Raw genomic sequence first — 16578 nt, 5'->3', positions numbered from 1 at the left:
GGCAAGTCCTCCGGAGGACCCCCCGGATCCGTCACCATCAGCCGCGGGCTCGAACGACTGGCACCCGCAGCAGAGATGCTACGGGTGCTCAGGGAGAATGGGCTCGCGAGATGAGACCAATGCTCAGCCCCTGGTCGGGTCCGGGGTGAAACCCCGGCGCGGCGCGGCGATTCAGGACAGCCCGCGCAGCATCAGATTCCAGTACATCCAGGGCAGCCCGTACCGCTTGAGCAGGTACATGTCGTGCCGCTCCTTCATCGTGTCGATGATCGGGATCGACGGCGTGGGTTTGCCGCTGTAATCGAATTCGGCGAGGAGCATCGTATCGTACGAGGTCACGAGCGGGCATGAGGCGTAACCGTCGTATTTTGCCACGGGCTCCTTGCCATTCATCACGGCGATCAGGTTTTCCACGAGGACTGGCGCCTCCTTGCGGATGGCTGCGCCTGTGCGCGAGGTCGGCAGCTCTGATGCGTCGCCGAGTGCGAACACGTTCGGGTAATCGGGGTTCTGCATCGTGTGCTTGTCGGCCTTGGCCCAGCCCTTGTTCGGGCCCTCTTTGTGCGCGATTGGGCTCCGCTTGATGAAATCGGGCGCGCTCTGCGGCGGCACCACGTGCATCATGTCGTAACGAATCGTCTCCCGCGTGCCCGCCGGATCCCCCATGACGGCGAAGATTGCCTCCTTCCGGTCCGGATGCACCTCCACCAGGTTGCGCTCGAATTTGGTCTGGATGCCGTAGCGCTCGACGACCTTCTCGAGCAGCGCGCGGTATTCCGCGACCCCGAAGATCGCCTTCTGCCCCGAGCCGAGGATCACGCTCGACCGATCGAGCACGCCCGTCTTGCGCCAGTGATCACAGGCGAGATACGTGATCTTCTGCGGCGCGCCTGCGCATTTGATCGGCCCTGCGGGGTGCGTGAACAGCGCCGTACCGCCGTGGAAGGCCTCGATGAGACGCCAGGTCTTCGGCGCGAGGCGGAAATCGTAATTGCTCGATACGCTGTCGGTCTTCAGCGCTTCCCGCAGACCGGGGACGGCGTCCCAATCGAGCTGGATGCCGGGGGCGACGACCAGGAAATCGTAGCCGATTCGCCCGCCGCCGCGGACGCGTACGGTTTGTGCGACCGGATCGATCTCCTCGGCGAAGTCCTTGATCCAGCGCGCGCGCTCGGGGATGTAGGCGGCCTCGTCGCGCTCTGTTTGCTCTGCGCTCACGATGCCCGCGCCGACCAGCGTCCAGAGCGGCTGGTAGTAGTGTTTTTCGGAGGGCTCGACGATCGCGATGTCTTCCACGCCGGCGCGTGAGAGCCGTGCGGCCACGGAGATGCCGGCGGTGCCGCCGCCGATGATGACGACGCGCGCGCGCCCGAGCTCCGGGATCGCCGCGGCTTCGGATCGCGGGTGGCTTGCTTTCGGGGAGGTCGGTGCGGGCGTGGTCGTGGCCATCTCGTTTTCTCTTCCAGGGGGTTCGGTTCGTCGCGGCGCGAAGCAAGCAAGATGCCACCACGTGCTCCACGCGCCAGCGCCTTGGAACATGCGGCCCGCGCGAACACGAGGCCCGGCACGTTCCAGACCCGTTTCACGGGTGTTTCACGGTGTTTCACCGGAAGCGCCCTCAGCGGACGCGCAAAACCCGGGAGAACACGCGGAGCGCGGCGGCTTGGGGGGTTACCTTGCGGCGGGACGACCGGGCAATGCCCCGGCAAACGGGCGCGTGATCATGCCGAGGGCGAGCGCGGCCACGAGGAGCAGCAGCGGCAGCGGGAGCTGCTTGCCGAGCATGAAGAGGCCCATCGCCACGACGAGCCACGCGAACACGCGGCGCAGGACGTCCGGGGATACGCGCTTGCAAAGGAGCGCACCTGTCACGCTGCCAAAGGCGGCGAACGAGGTGACGGTCGCGACGAGGACCGGATCGAGGTGGGCGTGCGCCACGTGCCCCGCGAATCCAGCGAACGACTGGAGCGTGATGACGAACAGCGAGGTCGCGACGGCCTCGCGCATGGCGAGCCCGCCGAACAGCACGAGCGCGGGCACGATGAGAAAGCCGCCGCCCGCGCCGACGAGGCCCGAAAAACACCCCACGGCGCCGCCCAGCAAGAGCGCGCGCTCGACGCGGAGCTCGCGCCGCTCCGCCGAGCCTTCGCCGCGCCCGCGCAGCATGACGACGGCCGATCCCACCATCGTCGCGCCGAATGCGACGAGGAGGATCGATTCGGGGACGAAATGCGCGAGCCGCCCGCCCACGAAAGCGCCGGCCATCGCCGCGGCGCCGAACAGCGCGCCGACCCGATAACGAACGTGGCCGCGCCGCGCGTGGAAGAAGAGACTCACGAGCGCGGTCACGCCCACCACGAAGAGCGACGTGGCAATGGCGGCCCGCGGCTCGACGTGGAGCAAATACACGAGCATGGGCAGCGTGAGAATGGCGCCGCCGCCGCCGAGCATGCCGAGGACGACACCAATTACGAGCGCGAGCGCAGCGCCGAGGGCGAGCATGGCTTTTCCCTCAGCGCTGGACCGGCAGGCCCGCCTCGTTCCAGGCGATCATGCCTCCGGTCATGTTCATGATACAGCGGAAGCCCGCCGCCGAGAGGGCCGCCGCGGCCTGCGCCGAGCGGCGGCCGGATCGACATACGAGCACGAGCGGTTCGTCTTTGGAGAACGCGGCATCGTCCAATCGAGCGAGCGGGACGTTTTCGATACCGGCCACGTGACCGAGCTCGCCGCGAAGCTCGGCCGGGTCGCGGACGTCGACGAGCCGCGCGCCGGAGATCGCCGCGGCGACATCCTTCGGCGCGACGTCACGATAACCAGCAGGGTTCGGGGTGGACCTCTCGAACAGCGTGGGCATGGGCTCTCTCCTCACGCGCCGCGCTGCAAGGCGGATGCCACCCACCGTTTCAGGCGGGCACCACGCAAGAGCCTCGATTCATCAGGGAACGAGCCTGCTTCCTGAAACGTCGTGAAACACGCTGTGACGCATGTTGCAACGTCGTTCAGGTCGGTCCGGCGATGCCGAGCTCGCGCATCCTTCGCCACAAGGTCACGCGGCTCATGCCGAGAATCTGCGCGGCGCGCTGGCGATTGCCTCCGGTGCGGCCGAGCACCTCCAGGATCCTTCGCGCCTCGGGGTTCGGGTGCTCGGCGCCCGCCGCGGGCGCCTCGGACGGCGCGACCTGCTCGGCGCCGAAGATGTTCGGGTCGACAAGCTCGGGCGGCAAATCCGCGGGCACGAGCGTCGAGCCGTCGCCCATCGCATAGGCATACGCGAGCACGTTTTTCAGCTCGCGCACGTTTCCGGGCCACGCGTACCGCCGGAGAATGGTCATGGCCGCGGGGGCGACCCGATCGATCCGCCGCCGGCAGGTCTCATTGCGGAGCGCCATGAATTTCTCGACGAGGAGCGGGATGTCGTCGGGCCTCTCGCGGAGCGACGGAATGAACACCGGAATGACCCGCAACCGGTACATGAGATCGGCGCGGAAACGGCCCGCCTCGACCTCTTTGCGCAACGCGCGGTGCGTGGCCGAGACGAAGCGCACGTCGACGGGGATCGGCTCGCGCGCGCCCACGGGAATGACCGTGCGCGTCTCGACCACGCGGAGGAGCTTCGCCTGGAGCTCGAGCGGCATCTCCGCGATCTCGTCGAGGAACAACGTGCCGCCATGCGCGAGCTGCACGTGCCCGGGCGTCTCGCGGACCGCGCCGGTGAACGCGCCGCGCGCGTGCCCGAAGAGCTCGCTCTCGAGCAAATGGGAAGGCAATGCCGCGCAATTGATGGCCCGGAACGGACCCTTGCGCCGCCCCGAGAGCTGGTGAATGGCGCTCGCCACGAGCTCCTTGCCCGCGCCCGTCTCGCCGCGCACGAGCACCGTCACGTCGTCGCCCGCGACGCGCTCGATCACGCGAAACATCGCCTTCATGGCCGGATCCTGCGTCCACATGCCGTGAAACAGGACCTCGCCCTCGTCGAAGGACTCACCGGCGTCTTCGAGCAAAAGCAGCGTGCCCACCCGCGCGCGCCCCTGCGTCACGGGGAGCGAGCGCAAGCGCACGAGGCGCTTGCCTGGCCCGCGCGGCGGGAGAATGGCCTGCACGGGCCGCCCCTCCGCGAGCGCCTCGGCCACGGGGCGTTTCTCGCACTCGCCGCACAGGAGCTTGGGCGCCGAGACGAAGGGCGGGATGTCGACCCCGAGCAGCTCCGAGGCCGCGGGCGTGGCAAGGACGATCCGAAGCTCCTCGTCGAGCACGAGGGCCGCGCCCGAGGCAGCCTCGAGGGCGCGGGCGATCACGTCCTCGGTCGATGTGGCGGGAGGTTTGCGGGGCACGCCCGCAACGTAACATGTTGCAACGCGTGTTTCAGCTTGCTCGCGCGTCCCTCCGCGTGCCGTCGTCGTCCACGGGTTTGCGCAGGTTCACAGGGATGCGGAGGTACCGGACGCCGTTCTCGTGCTCGGCGGGCAGGCGCCCGGCGTCGATGTTCACCTGCACGCTCTGCCAGAGCAAACGCGGCGCCGTGAGCGTCGCGTCCCGCGCATTGCGGAGCTCCACGAAATCGTGACGCGTGGTCTCGGCGCGCAGGTGCACGTTTTCCCGCTTGGACTTCCCGATCGTGGTCTCGGCACGCATCGGGCGGCCGCCGGGCTGGTAATCGTGGCCCACGAAGACACGCGTCTCGTCGGGCAGGGCGTAGAGTTTGTCGTGAATCGACGTATACAACACGTCGGCCGATCCCTTCGGGAAATCGCAGCGTCCCGTGCCGTAATCCTCGATGAACAGAGCATCCCCGGTGAAGACCGCGTCGCCGATGCGATACGACACGCAGCCGGGCGTGTGTCCGGGCGTCGAGATCGTCTCGATGCGCAGGGTGCCGGCTTCGAGGATCTGGCCGTCTTCGAGGAGCAGGTCGAACTGGCTGCCGTCGGTGCGGAACGTCGGGGGCATGTCGAATACGGCCTTGAAGACCTTCTGCACCTCGCGAATCCCCACGCCGGTGGCGCTGCGGCCGCCGAAGCGCTTCTTGAGCCACGGCATGGCCGTCAGGTGATCGGCGTGGGCGTGCGTCTCGAGCGTCCAGTGCAGCGTCAAGCCTGCCTTTTCGAGGAACGCCGCGATCGTTTCGACCGAGGCCGTGCTCACCGTGGAGGACATGGGCTCGTAATCGAGCACCGAGTCGATGACCACCGCGTCCTTCGAGTTCGGATCGTACACCACGTAGGTCAACGTGAAGGTGGCAGGATCGAAGAAGGACTCGACGTGAAACATGACCCCACGCTGCAAAGCAAAGAGCGGGCCAACACATGCAGCGCGGGAGTCCGGCCTGGAAGCCGCGGGCCACCGGGGCATGTTTCACGCCGTGAAACACGCCCCCCACGGCTGCGCGCGCGGAGCGCAAAAATCATGTTTTCCGCGTGACTCGCAAGTATCATCCGGCGCTTCGACCGGGACACCTTGGCGCCCGGACGAGCCCCTGGAGGAATGTTTGATGGCCCCCACTCGACCCGTCCCTCTCGAAGAGGTCCCCATCACGAACGAATCCGACCTGCAAAAGCTGGCCATGGACGTGTCCATGGAGGGGCTGTCCATCCTCGCAGGCGACACCTATTGGTACATGAACCGCGCCCACGGCATGGTGCTCGGCTACGAGCCCGAGGAGCTGATCGGCAAAACATGGCGTTTGCTCTACGACGACGCCGAAAGGACACGTATCGAACGAGATCTCTTCCCCATCCTGGGAGAACACGGCAAATGGTCGGGCGAGGTCCGGGGGCGACATCGCGACGGCCATGCCGTGGACCTGGAGATCTCGCTCACGAGATTGCCTGCGAACCCGCTCATGCCGAGCGGGGGCCTGATTTGCACATGCCGTGACATCGTCGCGCGCAAGCAGGCCGAGCAGGTCCTTCGCCGCACCCTGGAAGATCAGATACGCACGAACGAGGAGCGCGAAGGCGCCATTCGAGCGCTGGAGGCCACGCAACGCGAGCTCATGGAGAAGATCGCGACCATCGAGCGGCAGCGCAGCGCCCTGCGCGAGATGAGCGTGCCCATCCTCGAGTTGTGGAACGACGTCCTCACGCTGCCCGTCGTGGGGATCATCGACAGCCAGCGGGCGGCGGACATGACGGAGCGGCTGCTCGATCGTATCGGTGAGCGCCGCACGCGCGGGGTCATCCTCGATTTGACGGGCGTCGACGTCGTCGACACGATGACCGCCGCGCACCTCGTCAAGCTCAGCCAGGCGGCCTCGCTCCTCGGCTCGTTTTGCGTGCTCACGGGCATCGGGCCCCAGGTCGCGCAGACGCTGACGCTCATGGGGGTCGATCTGGGCGGCTTGACCACCGCGCGGAGCCTGCGGGACGGCCTGCGCATCTGCCTCACGCGGCTCGGACGCGCCTGATCACGCTCCCGCCGCGACGCGACACCGATAATAAAACTGCCGCTCGACGTGGTCCCCCACCGGGAAGGTCACCACCTCCGATCCGAGGATCTCGAGCCCCGCGTCGCGGAGGACGACCTCGAGCTCCGCCTGCGGATACGCGCTCACGCGGATGGGGTGTCCGAGGAAAGGCAGCTCCAAATAATCGTAATCCCCCTCCACCATCGCGAGCGCAAGATACCCGCCCGGCCGCAGGGCATGCACGATCTTCCGGAGCGCGGCGGGGATCTCCGATTTCCGGAGCATCAGGAGCGAAAAAAAGGCCGTGGCCCCGCCGAACGAGCCGGGCTCGGGCGAGAAGCTCATCACGTCCACCTGCTCGAAGTGCGCGCCGGGGGCATTACGTTGCGCGAGCCTGAGCATCTCCGTCGAGATGTCGATGCCGTGCACCGAGAAGCCCGCCTCCGTGAGCAGCTTCGCCGTGGGGACGCCGCTGCCGCAGCCCACGTCGAGCACCCGATCGCCCGCCGTGAGGCGCTCGGCCAGCCACCGCGTCGCCTCCACCTGCGCGCGCTTGTCCGCGAAAACCTCGTCGTATTTCTCGCCGATGGCATCAAAGGCCGCGGCCTGCTCGCTCATTTCGTCGTTGCTCATGGTCTCCTCGGGAGGGTCGCTACCACGAAGGCGCGCGCGTCGGAAGCGTGATGCCCCGCCGGACGTCATGAAACACGATTTCGACGCGATCCCGCGCATCTAGCGCGTTTACGTGGGCCCTGCCGGCTGTTATGTTCGATTGTTGGCGGAGGTGGGGATCATGGCGACAGAGCAGGCGGAGCATGTCTTCGAAGCATTCTTTCGTACATACCCAGGCGCATTCGTCATCCTGAGCCCGGGAGGCCAGGTGATGGCGACGAACGCAGCCGCCCGCGCCCTCGCCGGCGCAGAGCTCGCGCCGGGGACACGCGTCGAGGAGCACGCGCACCCGGACGACGCGTTCGCCCTCACGCAGGCCCTCGGCCGTGTCACGGACGACGGCGCGCCATCACGCTTCACGTGCCGCGCGCGTCAACCGAACGGAGGCATGTTGACGCTCACGTGGCAGGCCTGGCGCGCGCCTGGGCGATCGGAGATCTTCGCCATGTTGTCGCTCGCCGAGGCCCCGCCCGCGCACACGCGCGAGCCGGAGAAGGCCACGGAAAACCCCGTCTCCGAGCTCGTGCTGCGCGCGATCCTCGACCACCTCGACATCATCGCGTGGGCCACGGACGCGCAAGGCATTTACACGTTCTACGACGGCAAGGCGCTCGCGGCGTTCGGGGCCTCGCCGGGGCAGCTCCTCGGGAAAAGCGTGTTCGACGTATTCGGCGACCACATCAGCCCGGCCATGAAGGCGGCGCTCGGCGGCACGCCGGGGCGCGAATCCATCCACATCGTCGGCTCCCACTGGGACAATGTCTACTTGCCCATCCCCGACGCCGCTCATGGACACGCGGGGGTGATCGGCATCTCGCAGAACACGAACGAGGGCCAGCGCATCCGGGAGGAACTCGAAGCGCGGCTCGCCCTCATCGAGCGGCAGCAGGCGGTGATTCGCGACCTGGAGACGCCGATCATCCAGGTCTGGGAGCACGTGCTCACGTTGCCCATGATCGGCGTCGTCGACAGCCGGCGCGCGGCGCGGGTCATGGACGACCTCCTCGGCGCGGTCACCCGCACCTCCGCCCGCTTCGCCATTCTCGATTTGACCGGCGTGGAGGTCGTGGACACGGCCACGGCGTCCCACCTCGTGCAGATGATCCGCGCCATTCGGCTGCTCGGCGCCGAGGGCATTCTGACGGGCATCCGGCCGACCGTGGCCCAGACCCTCGTCTCGCTCGGCGTCGACCTCTCCGGCATCCCCACGCACGGGACCTTGCGGCACGGCCTCGCATTCTGCATGCGGCGCCTGGAGAGGAAGACACGAAGCGCCACGATTTGAAGCTCCCCCGGCTGGCGAGATCGTGGTAGGGTCGCCGCATGGTCGTGGGGGTGCGGCGAACGAGGGCGCGGTGGCGAATCGCTGGAGCCCTCGTTTGCCTCCTCGGTTTCCCTTCCCTCGCGCGCGCCGCCGACGAGCCCCCGCCCGCGCCCACACAGGAGGCAGCCCCGCGTGGAGAACTCTTCGTCGCGGTCTCCTCGGCCCTCGGCACGACCGACTGGCGCACCGACGTCACGGGGTATGGCGGCTTCGCGGTCGGCCTGCGGCTCTTCGGCATCGTGACCCCGTTCGCCGAGGGTCGCCTCGGGTATGGCACGGTCGATCAGCGCCTGCTCACGTTTTTATCGCTGGGCGTCCGGGCGGGGTGGCAAGCGACGCCGCGCGTGTATCCGCGGGCCCACGTGGGGTTCGTCCACCAGCACGAGGAGTCGATGGCCTCGGTCGCCGAGGAGCCGTTCGGCGCGGTGCTCGGCATCGGCCCCGGCATTCGCCACCGGGCCGGCGTGCAATTCGGCCTCGGCTGTGATTTCACCTTGCTCCGCCGATCGAAATTCACGCTGGCCCTCGGCCCCGAGCTCGTGGGCGCTTATCTCGGGTATTCGAGCGGCCCGAACTTGTATGGGTTCGTCGGAGCGAACCTCGGCGCCCATTTCGCCTTGTTCTGAGGATTCGATGCGCCCCCTGCCCCGCCTCGCGCTCGCCACGGCTCCCCTCCTCGTCGCCGCGTGTGGCCTCTTCTACACGGACATGGAGGACTGGGCTTGCCCTTCCGAGGGGACACAGCTCACCTACGAGAACTTCGGCGCCGCATTCATGAATGCGCATTGCCAGAGCTGCCACGGCTCCAATGCGACGGACCGCGCGGGCGCGCCGGGGGAGTTCATCTTCGACACGAAATCGCAAGTTCAAAGGCACAGGGCGCGCATCTTCGCGCGGAGCGCCGCGGAGAACGACTCGATGCCGCCCGGCCCCGACGATCCATCACTCGACGACCGCATGAAGCTCGCCGACTGGCTCGCCTGCGGCGCGCCCTGATCCGCTTCACCGCGCCGGCTTGGCAGGCTCGCCGCTCTCGAGCTCGTGCAATCGCTCCTCGAGGGACTTCTTCAGCTCGGGCTCGGTGGCGGCCGCGATTCGCTTCTGCAATGCGCGCACCTGCGCCACCCGCAGCGCGTCTTCCGGGGGCACGGCGATATCGGGCAGAACACCGACCCCTTCCCAGTTCGTCTTCGTGATCGGATTGATGGCGCGGCCCGAGGGGACGAACGCGGCGAGGTGGTCCCCGAGGCGCAACACCTCCCCGGGGTTTGCCCCACCCCACGTCTTTTCGCCGATGATGACGGCGCGCTTCTGGGTCTGGAGGTCGTAGGCGAACTCCTCGGCGCCGGACCCGGTCCGTTTGCTCGTGAGCACGTAGACGTCCTTGCCCAGATAACGCTTGCCCGGCACGGTCGGGCTCGTCCAGAACTGCCGCGTCTCGTTTTTCGGGCGGTCGTAGATGTCGTTGAGGTGCACGGCGCCGTCGAAGAAATAGCTGCACAGTGCGGCCACGAGCTCCGGATCGCCGCCGCCGTTGCGGCGGAGGTCGATGATGAGCGCGTCCGTCTCGGCGACGAAATTCATCGCGGCCGCCGCGGCCTCGACCCCACGCCCGAGGAAGCTGAAGGAGCGCACCTCGACATAACCGATGTTCCCGGGCAAACGCTCGACCCGCTCGAATCCGCCGTTCAGCCGGTCCCCCTCCGCGACGAATCGCTCACGCTCCGCTGCCGTCGGCTCCGTTTGCAGCTCGGCCTCGGGGATCTTCTGGTCGTGGTATCGCACCCGGAAATGCGCGTCCTTCAGGACCTCGTTCACGTGCGTCGTGAGCGTGGTCGCAAGCGCGTGCCCCGTGGTCAGCTTGTCGTACTCGCCGCGCTTGCGCCGAGCCTCCACCGCGGCGCGCACCAGTTTGGCTTTCTCCGGGAACACGTACCGCGCATCCAGATTCTTGAGGAGCGCGTCGATCGCCGCGTTGCGCTCCTCCGGCGTCACCGGTCCATCTGGGCCGCGGCCGGCGTTGGGCCCCTCCTCCACGGCCATCTGCGGCGACGGGCTCGAAAGGATCGGCCCGCGGGCCGCCGGCGCGGCCGCGCCCCCGCAGGCGGCGACGAACAGAAGTGGAAAGATCCCGAGCCCCGTCATCCTTCGCATGCGCCAAACTCCTTCGTTGTTCGCTTCTACGATCGTCCGCCGTTCGGGTGACGCCGCCACGAGCGCTCCGTGACGAAGTAGCAGGATTTCGACGCCCTCGAGGTCCGGCGGCGGGGGTCCGCGGCCCCGGCCCGCGTCCGCGCGGCGCCAGGAAAACGCGGCATTTCCGGGTTTCTCCGTTTTCCTTCTGCCCTCACACGACCGCTCTCCGCCTGCACAGTCCACCCGCCGACGCGAGCCTAAACGGTACGCTCTCAGCCGAGCACGCTGGCCCGGGCTCTGCAGTGGTGTTCGGACGGCCGCCGCTATCGACAGGACCATGAAAACCATGAACAAATCCCGAACCGTCATTCTGGCTGCGTCCGTACTCGCGCTCCTCGGCGCGCAACGCGTGACTTCGGCGCAAGAGCCGCGGCTCCGGCCGGATTTTACGTCGAATGGGTTTTACCGAACCCACGAAATCCTGATCCCCCGGGCGCCCGGACGGGAGCCCATGAACGACACGAACCGGCCGGCGCGTCTGCACCCGGAGCTCCGCGGCGCGCTCCTGCGCCTGCAATCCGGCCCGGATGCCGGCGAGAGCTCGCGGGCCATCTTCCCGTCGAGCTGGTGGCCGATGAGCGACAACGGGATCGCCGACCGCTGGAATACGGCAAACAAGGACTACAGCGATTTCCGCTCCGATCCCGACAACCTCTCGCCCGTCGAAAAGTACGATCTGCTCATGAATCCGGGCGAGGCGCAGCGCCTCCCGCAGGTCCGCGCGTTCACGAACGAAGAGATGCGCCGGCCGGAGCGCGAGCGCGGCGCGGGCAGGGTCCGCCCCTCGATCGTCGTCGCGGGCCCCGCCACCGCGTGGGAGCTCTTGAATCACGGCACCTACCAGTCCACGGTCCCCGAGGACTGGTGGGGGCATTGCAATGGCTGGTCGTCCTACGCCACGGCCGAGCGTGACGGCGCGCCCATGCGCGACGTGCGCGTCCGGCGCGAGAATGGCCGCATCGTGGCATGCAACGGCGAGCGCGACCGAGGCTGCGTGCTCTTCCGCATGGCCGACATCGAGGCGCTCTTCTCCGAGGTCTATTTCCACGACTCCTCGACGATGGCCGGCAACCGCTGCAACGTGCCCGAGGACGACATCACGACGGACAACGCCGGGCGGCCGACGAACCCCGCGTGCCGCGACCTGAACCCCGGCACGCTGCACATCGCCTTGACGGGCCTCATGGGCCGCGGCGCGCCCGCGCTCGCGAACCTCGGCGGCCCGCGCGAAAAACTCCCGTTCGTCATGGATTACGCGTACGGCGACGAGGTCTGGACGTTCCCGATCGTGCGCTATCGCGTCCAGGAGAACGAGGAGATCGACGAGCGCCGCGCCTCGCAGCTCGTCTGCAACGGCAACGGGCCTGCGGGCAACTGCCGCACGTACCGGTGGAACGAGAACGCCGTCCGGTTCGCGCGGATCCGCACGAGCGCCTACCTCGTCAATTACGCGGCGAGCATCGAGCAGCTCCTCGTGCCGCCGCTCCAGCGTCGTCGTCCCCTGGCCGAGGTCACGTTCCATTACGTGCTCGAGCTCGACGGACGCGGCACGATCCTCGGCGGCGAGTGGATCGACTCGCCGACGGGCGTCGGTCCGAACAGCAAGGAGCTGCACCCCGACTTCATTTACATGTCCGCGTTCCCGGACGCGAGCGACGAGGCGGGGGACGACACCGGCGGGCGCGGCGACAATCCCCACATCTCGTACGTGGCGATCCAGCAGATCCTGCGCATCTCGCGCAATGGCCGGTAGGACATACGCGGACGTGAATAGAACGCACGTGATCGCCCTCGGGGCGCTCGCCACGGGTCTCGCGGCGTGCGCCCCCGAGGGCCCTTCGGCGGGCGCCATGGAGGCGGCGCCGGCGGTCGAGCAGAGCAGCGCGGAGCTCCGTCGGGGGCCGCCCTCGCTCTGGACCGCGGAATGGACGTGGCTCGTGTTCGCGGCGAACGACGACCACGACCAGAACCTCGTCGCCGCGTTCGATCAGGACGCGCTCGAATGGCAACACGGCCTCGGCGGCAGCGCCCTCTTCCGCATCCTGGTGCAGCGCGACTATGCGCCATTCCAGGTGGGTGAGGACGGCAAACCCCGCCCCTCCGAGCGGTATTCGATTTACCGCGAGGAAATCAGGCCTCCGGGCCGGGAGAACGAAACGCCGGGCGTCATGGTCCTCGGCGAGACCGACACGAGCGACATGGCGACCTTGCGTGATTTCCTGGTGGAGGGCGTGCGGATGTACCCGGCGCGCCATTACTGGGTCACGTTCACGGGCCACGGCGACGGGTTCACGGGCATCGCCGACGACGCGACGTCGGGCAAACGTTTGTCCCTGGAGGGACTCTCGGCCGCGCTCGGTGAGGCGTCGAAGGTGATCGAAACGGAGATTCGCACGAAACCCGGCCTCGGCGGGCTCGGCACCTCGAACCGCATCGACGTCGTCGCATTCGACACGTGCCGCATGGGCGCCGTCGAGGTGGCCTCGTCGCTCTCGGGAACGGCCGATTACCTGATCGCCTCGCGTGAGACGGTTCCGGACGCCGGTCACCCGTACAGCGCGCTCCGCTACATTGCGCAGGATCGCCCCGCGGCGAGCCCGCGTGTGCTCGTGGAGGCGGTCGTCACCGATTACGTGCGCGCCTACATCGAGGGCGTCTCGACCGCGGGGCGCGCGTACGTCGGCACTTCGGTCACGAGCGTCGGGCTCGATTTGCGGCGTATCGGCAAGCTCGAAGAAGCGCTCGCCGAGCTCGTCACGGCCGTGCGTCGCGAGCGACCTCGCGGGTTTACCTGCGCGGACGTCACGTCGATCTTCGCCGAGGCCTGCGGCGGGGCGGGCATCGTCGCCTCGGCGGCGTCGGCGTCGCACGGGGGACGGTCGCGGCGGGCGACGCGGTCACGCACGACGGCGTCGGATGCGTCGGTCGACCTCGTGGCCTTGCTCGAACGGCTCGCGGATCCCGCGTTTTGTGGCCCCGGCGGCTCGGGCTCGGTGGTCGTCGGCCCGGACGTGGCGGCGGCGGCGCGCGACGTGCTTTCGGTCATCGGCCGGCCGCACCTCTGGACGCGAGAAAACCCCTGGGGCGAGCAATTGCAATACGGCGGCCAGTACCGGCGCCTCTCGGGCTTCCACGCGTTGAGCCCGTTCGTGGTCGAGGCCCAGCGCGTCGAGCCGAGCACGGGCACGCGGCTCGGTGGGCTCAGCGTGCTCTGGGGCAATCCATTCGAGCTTTTGCTCCGGGAGAACGGGCGCTCGCTGATGGATACGTACCGCGCGACGGCATTCGAACAACGCACGGGCTGGACGAAGATCCTGCAAGCGTGCATCGATCAGGCCGAGGCGTGCCGGACGGGCGTGCCGGATCCGCATGCGCCGGCGGGAGAGGATCCTTGCGAGGGGCTTTGATCCCCCCGCCCCGCCTACCTCTTGATCCTGTCCGGATCCCCGAGAAACTCGAAATGCATCGTATCCTCGAGCGCGTCGTGCCCGAGCCAGTCGAATCCGAACCGTTCGAATGCCTTGATCCAGCATTTCGGCATCGCCGCGCGATCGTACGGTGAGCGCGACTTCTGCTTGCATTTCGGATGGCTCGGCCAGGGGTCGACGCAGCCGCAGCAAGGGTTTCGGTCGGGGTCGATGTCGAGCGCGATGCCGAAGAGGTGGTTCGAGATCTCGATGCCGCGGTAGGTATTCGCCCCGCGGAACCCGCCGAGGGCGCGCGGGGTGTACTTGGAAGCGCCGGTGCAGGACTTCTTGATCTTCTTCTCGACGCAGGCGAGCGCGGGCGCGACCTTCGTGTGCACCGAGACGGGAAGGCCCATGAACTGCACGGTCACGGCCTGGGCGAGCGCGCCTTTTGGGTTCAGCTTGCGCGTGAGGTCGTCGCCGACGTTGCCGTAATGGGTGGCGAGGTACTGCACCGCCTTCGTGTGTTTCCCCCCGTCGAGCACGCCCTTCGAGACGAACGTGCGGCGTTCGAGGAATTTTTGCGGGCTCTGCACGCGGCATCCGTGCTCGAACACACCCTTGCCGGCGGGGGCCTTCTTCTCGGCCTTGGGCTTGGCCTTACCCTTCGCCTCCTTGGCCTCCGCGACGGGGAGCTCGCCCGTGACGAAGGGCGCGGCGCAGACGAGGCCGAGGGCGGCCACGAAGAGCAGGCGCGCGGCGCGCTGGAGCCTTCGGTCGTCGGGGCGCGGAGAGCGGGCGGACACGCGGGAGTTCTACACGCAGATCGGGCCGGAGGGAAGGGACGGCGGTTTCAAGGGTCGTACGAGAGCGTCAGCACGGACTGCTTCGACGAGCCGTAGCGGATGTTGATCTGCTCCACGCCCAGCGTCGCCGGCTGATAGAGCGGGTCGACGGTGTCGAGCACGAGCGCCAGGCGGTGCCCAGCCGGCACGTCGTAGCCCGCCGTGACGAACTCGATGGACAGCTTCACGTCCTGCCCGGGCTTCGCGTTGTGCAGCGTCCTCACGCCGTGCGAGATCAGCTTCCCGTTGCCCAGGGCATCTTCGTCGTAGAGGTAAGCGACGAGCTGGGTCTTCGAATGCGAGGGAGACACCCAGACGTCGAGGGTCGAGACGCCGCGGAGCTTGATCGGGGAGCTCAGGGACGAGGTCTCATAGACGATCGAGTTGACGTCGGAGGCCGCGGGCAGCCAGGCCGAAACCTCGAGATCAATGTGCGCGTCGAGCGCGGCCGAGAGGATGGGGATGCCCGTCGTGGCGATCGAGTCGGCGCCCGACCAGATCGAATTCGTGTACGTCGACGTGTTGGGAGAGTTCCGCAAGGCGCCGTCCCCGATCAAGCCGCGGGGGCCCAGGTAGAGGGTCTTCGTGCTGACGCTGGCGCTCGGCCAGTCTTCGAATTCGACGCGCTGGTTCGAGGACTGGAGCTCCATCGCGACCGGCGGCTTCTCGGTGATGCCGTTGTCGACGCCCTTGAGCCAGAAATCGAACCAGTCGTGGACGTTGTTCCACACGTAGTTCGGCAGCCCGAGCAAGCCCGTGGCCTCGGCGCTGGCGTGGATGCCCTGGTTGATGTCGATCCGCTTGGGGCCGGTGAGGAGCGAATAGAACTTCAGCGAGGAGTTCGGCTTGAACAGCTCGTCGCCGAAGTTGTTGCTGATGTAGACGGGGGCATTGCGGGCGTTGATCTTGTCCACGTGCGTGAGGGGGGAGCGCTCGTTGGCCCAGGCGATCGCCTCGGAGACGTCGGAACCCGCGATCAGATCGGCGAAGTAGGCTGGGATGTCGCTCGAGATCTCTCCGAGCAGGTAGCCCGAGCCGATGAGGATCGTGCCCCACGCGAGGCTCGTCGTATCTGCGCCGTAAAGGGCGTCCGACAGACTGCCCCAGCCGCTCAGCGCGGCCGCGGTCTTGATGCGCGGCTCGTTCGCGATCCCGAGCAGCGACAGGCCCGCGCCATACGAGATCCCGGAAAGGCCGATGTTCGAGATGTCGGCCTGCGTGTTCACGTCGAGCCAGTCGATGATCGCCGACAGGTCCTCGATGTCCTCGGGCCCGCCTACGGTCGCGAACGCGGTCGACTGCCCCCAGCCGCGCGCGCTGTAGCTCAGGACGATGTAGCCGTCCTGCGCGAACTTGAAGGCCTGGGCGAGGTACTCGTGCTCCTCGAGCGCCCAGCTATTGATGAAGATGATCACCGGAAGCGACGCATTCGAGCTCGTCGCGGCAGGGGTGAAGAGATTGGCGGCGATTTCGGTTCCGTCCGCCGACGTGATGACGATCTGGTCGTCGAATGTGACGCTCTCGGCGGCCAGCGCGCTTTGCGAACAAACGAGCCCAGAGATGGCGCCGAGCGCCAACGCAGTGAACTTTTTCATGTCCGGCTCCCCTCGCACGGGCCCGTGAAACGGCAGAAAAATCCGCCTTGCGCGAAAACCACGCGCGTCGCCCGGCATCTCGAAATACCTTACGCGAAGCGGCATCGAAATAGCCAGCGAATTCTTACGCACG

The 16578-nt window shown here is 67.7% G+C and carries 15 protein-coding genes; 6 read left to right on the top strand and 9 right to left on the bottom strand.

Annotation, left to right across the window (positions count from 1 at the left end; translation table 11 throughout):
• Positions 1-171: 171 nt before the first annotated feature.
• The 5 genes from KEG57_RS47825 to KEG57_RS47805 form a co-directional block, all read right to left on the bottom strand.
• Positions 172-1449, bottom strand: a complete 1278-nt coding sequence (locus tag KEG57_RS47825) for an NAD(P)/FAD-dependent oxidoreductase (RefSeq protein WP_272427779.1) — start codon at positions 1447-1449, stop codon at positions 172-174.
• Positions 1450-1671: 222 nt separating this feature from the next.
• Positions 1672-2502, bottom strand: a complete 831-nt coding sequence (locus KEG57_RS47820; RefSeq protein ID WP_272459766.1) for a sulfite exporter TauE/SafE family protein — start codon at positions 2500-2502, stop codon at positions 1672-1674.
• A 10-nt stretch (positions 2503-2512) separates the two neighbouring features.
• Positions 2513-2857, bottom strand: coding sequence for a rhodanese-like domain-containing protein (locus tag KEG57_RS47815; RefSeq protein WP_272427777.1), 345 nt, complete (start codon positions 2855-2857; stop codon positions 2513-2515).
• A 145-nt stretch (positions 2858-3002) separates the two neighbouring features.
• A complete protein-coding gene (locus tag KEG57_RS47810; RefSeq protein ID WP_272427776.1) occupies positions 3003-4334 on the bottom strand; it encodes a sigma-54 interaction domain-containing protein in 1332 nt (443 codons plus the stop codon).
• 31 nt (positions 4335-4365) lie between these two features.
• Positions 4366-5271, bottom strand: coding sequence for an MBL fold metallo-hydrolase (locus KEG57_RS47805; RefSeq protein ID WP_272459765.1), 906 nt, complete (start codon positions 5269-5271; stop codon positions 4366-4368).
• A gap of 220 nt (positions 5272-5491) precedes the next feature.
• On the opposite strand from KEG57_RS47805, the gene KEG57_RS47800 reads away from it, so the two are divergent.
• The gene (locus KEG57_RS47800; RefSeq protein ID WP_272427774.1) at positions 5492-6406 is read left to right on the top strand and encodes an STAS domain-containing protein; all 915 of its coding nucleotides are present in this window, start codon (positions 5492-5494) and stop codon (positions 6404-6406) included.
• Here the strand turns inward: KEG57_RS47800 and KEG57_RS47795 are convergent, their stop codons facing one another.
• Positions 6407-7039 (bottom strand): class I SAM-dependent methyltransferase, encoded by a 633-nt coding sequence (locus tag KEG57_RS47795; RefSeq protein WP_272427773.1) that lies wholly within the window; start codon positions 7037-7039, stop codon positions 6407-6409.
• A 160-nt stretch (positions 7040-7199) separates the two neighbouring features.
• Here KEG57_RS47795 and KEG57_RS47790 point away from each other — a divergent pair, with 160 nt between their 5' ends.
• The 3 genes from KEG57_RS47790 to KEG57_RS47780 are packed head-to-tail and all read left to right on the top strand — an operon-like array spanning position 7200 to position 9398.
• A complete protein-coding gene (locus KEG57_RS47790) occupies positions 7200-8363 on the top strand; it encodes an STAS domain-containing protein (RefSeq protein WP_272427772.1) in 1164 nt (387 codons plus the stop codon).
• 38 nt (positions 8364-8401) lie between these two features.
• Positions 8402-9028 (top strand): hypothetical protein, encoded by a 627-nt coding sequence (locus KEG57_RS47785; RefSeq protein WP_272427771.1) that lies wholly within the window; start codon positions 8402-8404, stop codon positions 9026-9028.
• A gap of 7 nt (positions 9029-9035) precedes the next feature.
• Positions 9036-9398: a c-type cytochrome gene (locus tag KEG57_RS47780; protein ID WP_272427769.1), complete on the top strand. Its 363-nt coding sequence runs from the start codon at positions 9036-9038 to the stop codon at positions 9396-9398.
• A gap of 6 nt (positions 9399-9404) precedes the next feature.
• Here KEG57_RS47780 and KEG57_RS47775 read toward each other — a convergent pair whose 3' ends face one another.
• A complete protein-coding gene (locus KEG57_RS47775; RefSeq protein ID WP_272427768.1) occupies positions 9405-10556 on the bottom strand; it encodes a S41 family peptidase in 1152 nt (383 codons plus the stop codon).
• Positions 10557-10884: 328 nt separating this feature from the next.
• Here KEG57_RS47775 and KEG57_RS47770 point away from each other — a divergent pair, with 328 nt between their 5' ends.
• A complete protein-coding gene (locus tag KEG57_RS47770) occupies positions 10885-12351 on the top strand; it encodes a hypothetical protein (RefSeq protein ID WP_272427767.1) in 1467 nt (488 codons plus the stop codon).
• A 13-nt stretch (positions 12352-12364) separates the two neighbouring features.
• Complete coding sequence (locus KEG57_RS47765; protein ID WP_272427766.1) at positions 12365-14005, top strand: clostripain-related cysteine peptidase; 1641 nt, start codon at positions 12365-12367, stop codon at positions 14003-14005.
• A gap of 14 nt (positions 14006-14019) precedes the next feature.
• Here the strand turns inward: KEG57_RS47765 and KEG57_RS47760 are convergent, their stop codons facing one another.
• Positions 14020-14811 carry a M15 family metallopeptidase gene (locus tag KEG57_RS47760; RefSeq protein WP_272427765.1) on the bottom strand — a complete coding sequence of 264 codons (792 nt, stop codon included), beginning with the start codon at positions 14809-14811 and terminating at the stop codon, positions 14020-14022.
• A 47-nt stretch (positions 14812-14858) separates the two neighbouring features.
• A complete protein-coding gene (locus tag KEG57_RS47755) occupies positions 14859-16445 on the bottom strand; it encodes a CocE/NonD family hydrolase (protein ID WP_272427764.1) in 1587 nt (528 codons plus the stop codon).
• Positions 16446-16578 lie beyond the last annotated feature (133 nt).

Source organism: Polyangium jinanense (assembly GCF_028435365.1).
Note: the sequence above shows the minus strand (reverse complement) of the source record. Positions and strands in the feature narration are given on the sequence as shown.

Excerpts from the sequence above, each read along its gene's own strand:
- KEG57_RS47825 (WP_272427779.1), bottom strand. The coding sequence starts at position 1,449 with ATGGCCACGACCACGCCCGCACCGACCTCCCCGAAAGCAAGCCACCCG.
- KEG57_RS47820 (WP_272459766.1), bottom strand. The coding sequence starts at position 2,502 with ATGCTCGCCCTCGGCGCTGCGCTCGCGCTCGTAATTGGTGTCGTCCTC.
- KEG57_RS47815 (WP_272427777.1), bottom strand. The coding sequence starts at position 2,857 with ATGCCCACGCTGTTCGAGAGGTCCACCCCGAACCCTGCTGGTTATCGT.
- KEG57_RS47805 (WP_272459765.1), bottom strand. The coding sequence starts at position 5,271 with ATGTTTCACGTCGAGTCCTTCTTCGATCCTGCCACCTTCACGTTGACC.
- KEG57_RS47800 (WP_272427774.1), top strand. The coding sequence starts at position 5,492 with ATGGCCCCCACTCGACCCGTCCCTCTCGAAGAGGTCCCCATCACGAAC.
- KEG57_RS47795 (WP_272427773.1), bottom strand. The coding sequence starts at position 7,039 with ATGAGCAACGACGAAATGAGCGAGCAGGCCGCGGCCTTTGATGCCATC.
- KEG57_RS47790 (WP_272427772.1), top strand. The coding sequence starts at position 7,200 with ATGGCGACAGAGCAGGCGGAGCATGTCTTCGAAGCATTCTTTCGTACA.
- KEG57_RS47785 (WP_272427771.1), top strand. The coding sequence starts at position 8,402 with ATGGTCGTGGGGGTGCGGCGAACGAGGGCGCGGTGGCGAATCGCTGGA.
- KEG57_RS47780 (WP_272427769.1), top strand. The coding sequence starts at position 9,036 with ATGCGCCCCCTGCCCCGCCTCGCGCTCGCCACGGCTCCCCTCCTCGTC.
- KEG57_RS47775 (WP_272427768.1), bottom strand. The coding sequence starts at position 10,556 with ATGCGAAGGATGACGGGGCTCGGGATCTTTCCACTTCTGTTCGTCGCC.
- KEG57_RS47770 (WP_272427767.1), top strand. The coding sequence starts at position 10,885 with ATGAACAAATCCCGAACCGTCATTCTGGCTGCGTCCGTACTCGCGCTC.
- KEG57_RS47755 (WP_272427764.1), bottom strand. The coding sequence starts at position 16,445 with ATGAAAAAGTTCACTGCGTTGGCGCTCGGCGCCATCTCTGGGCTCGTT.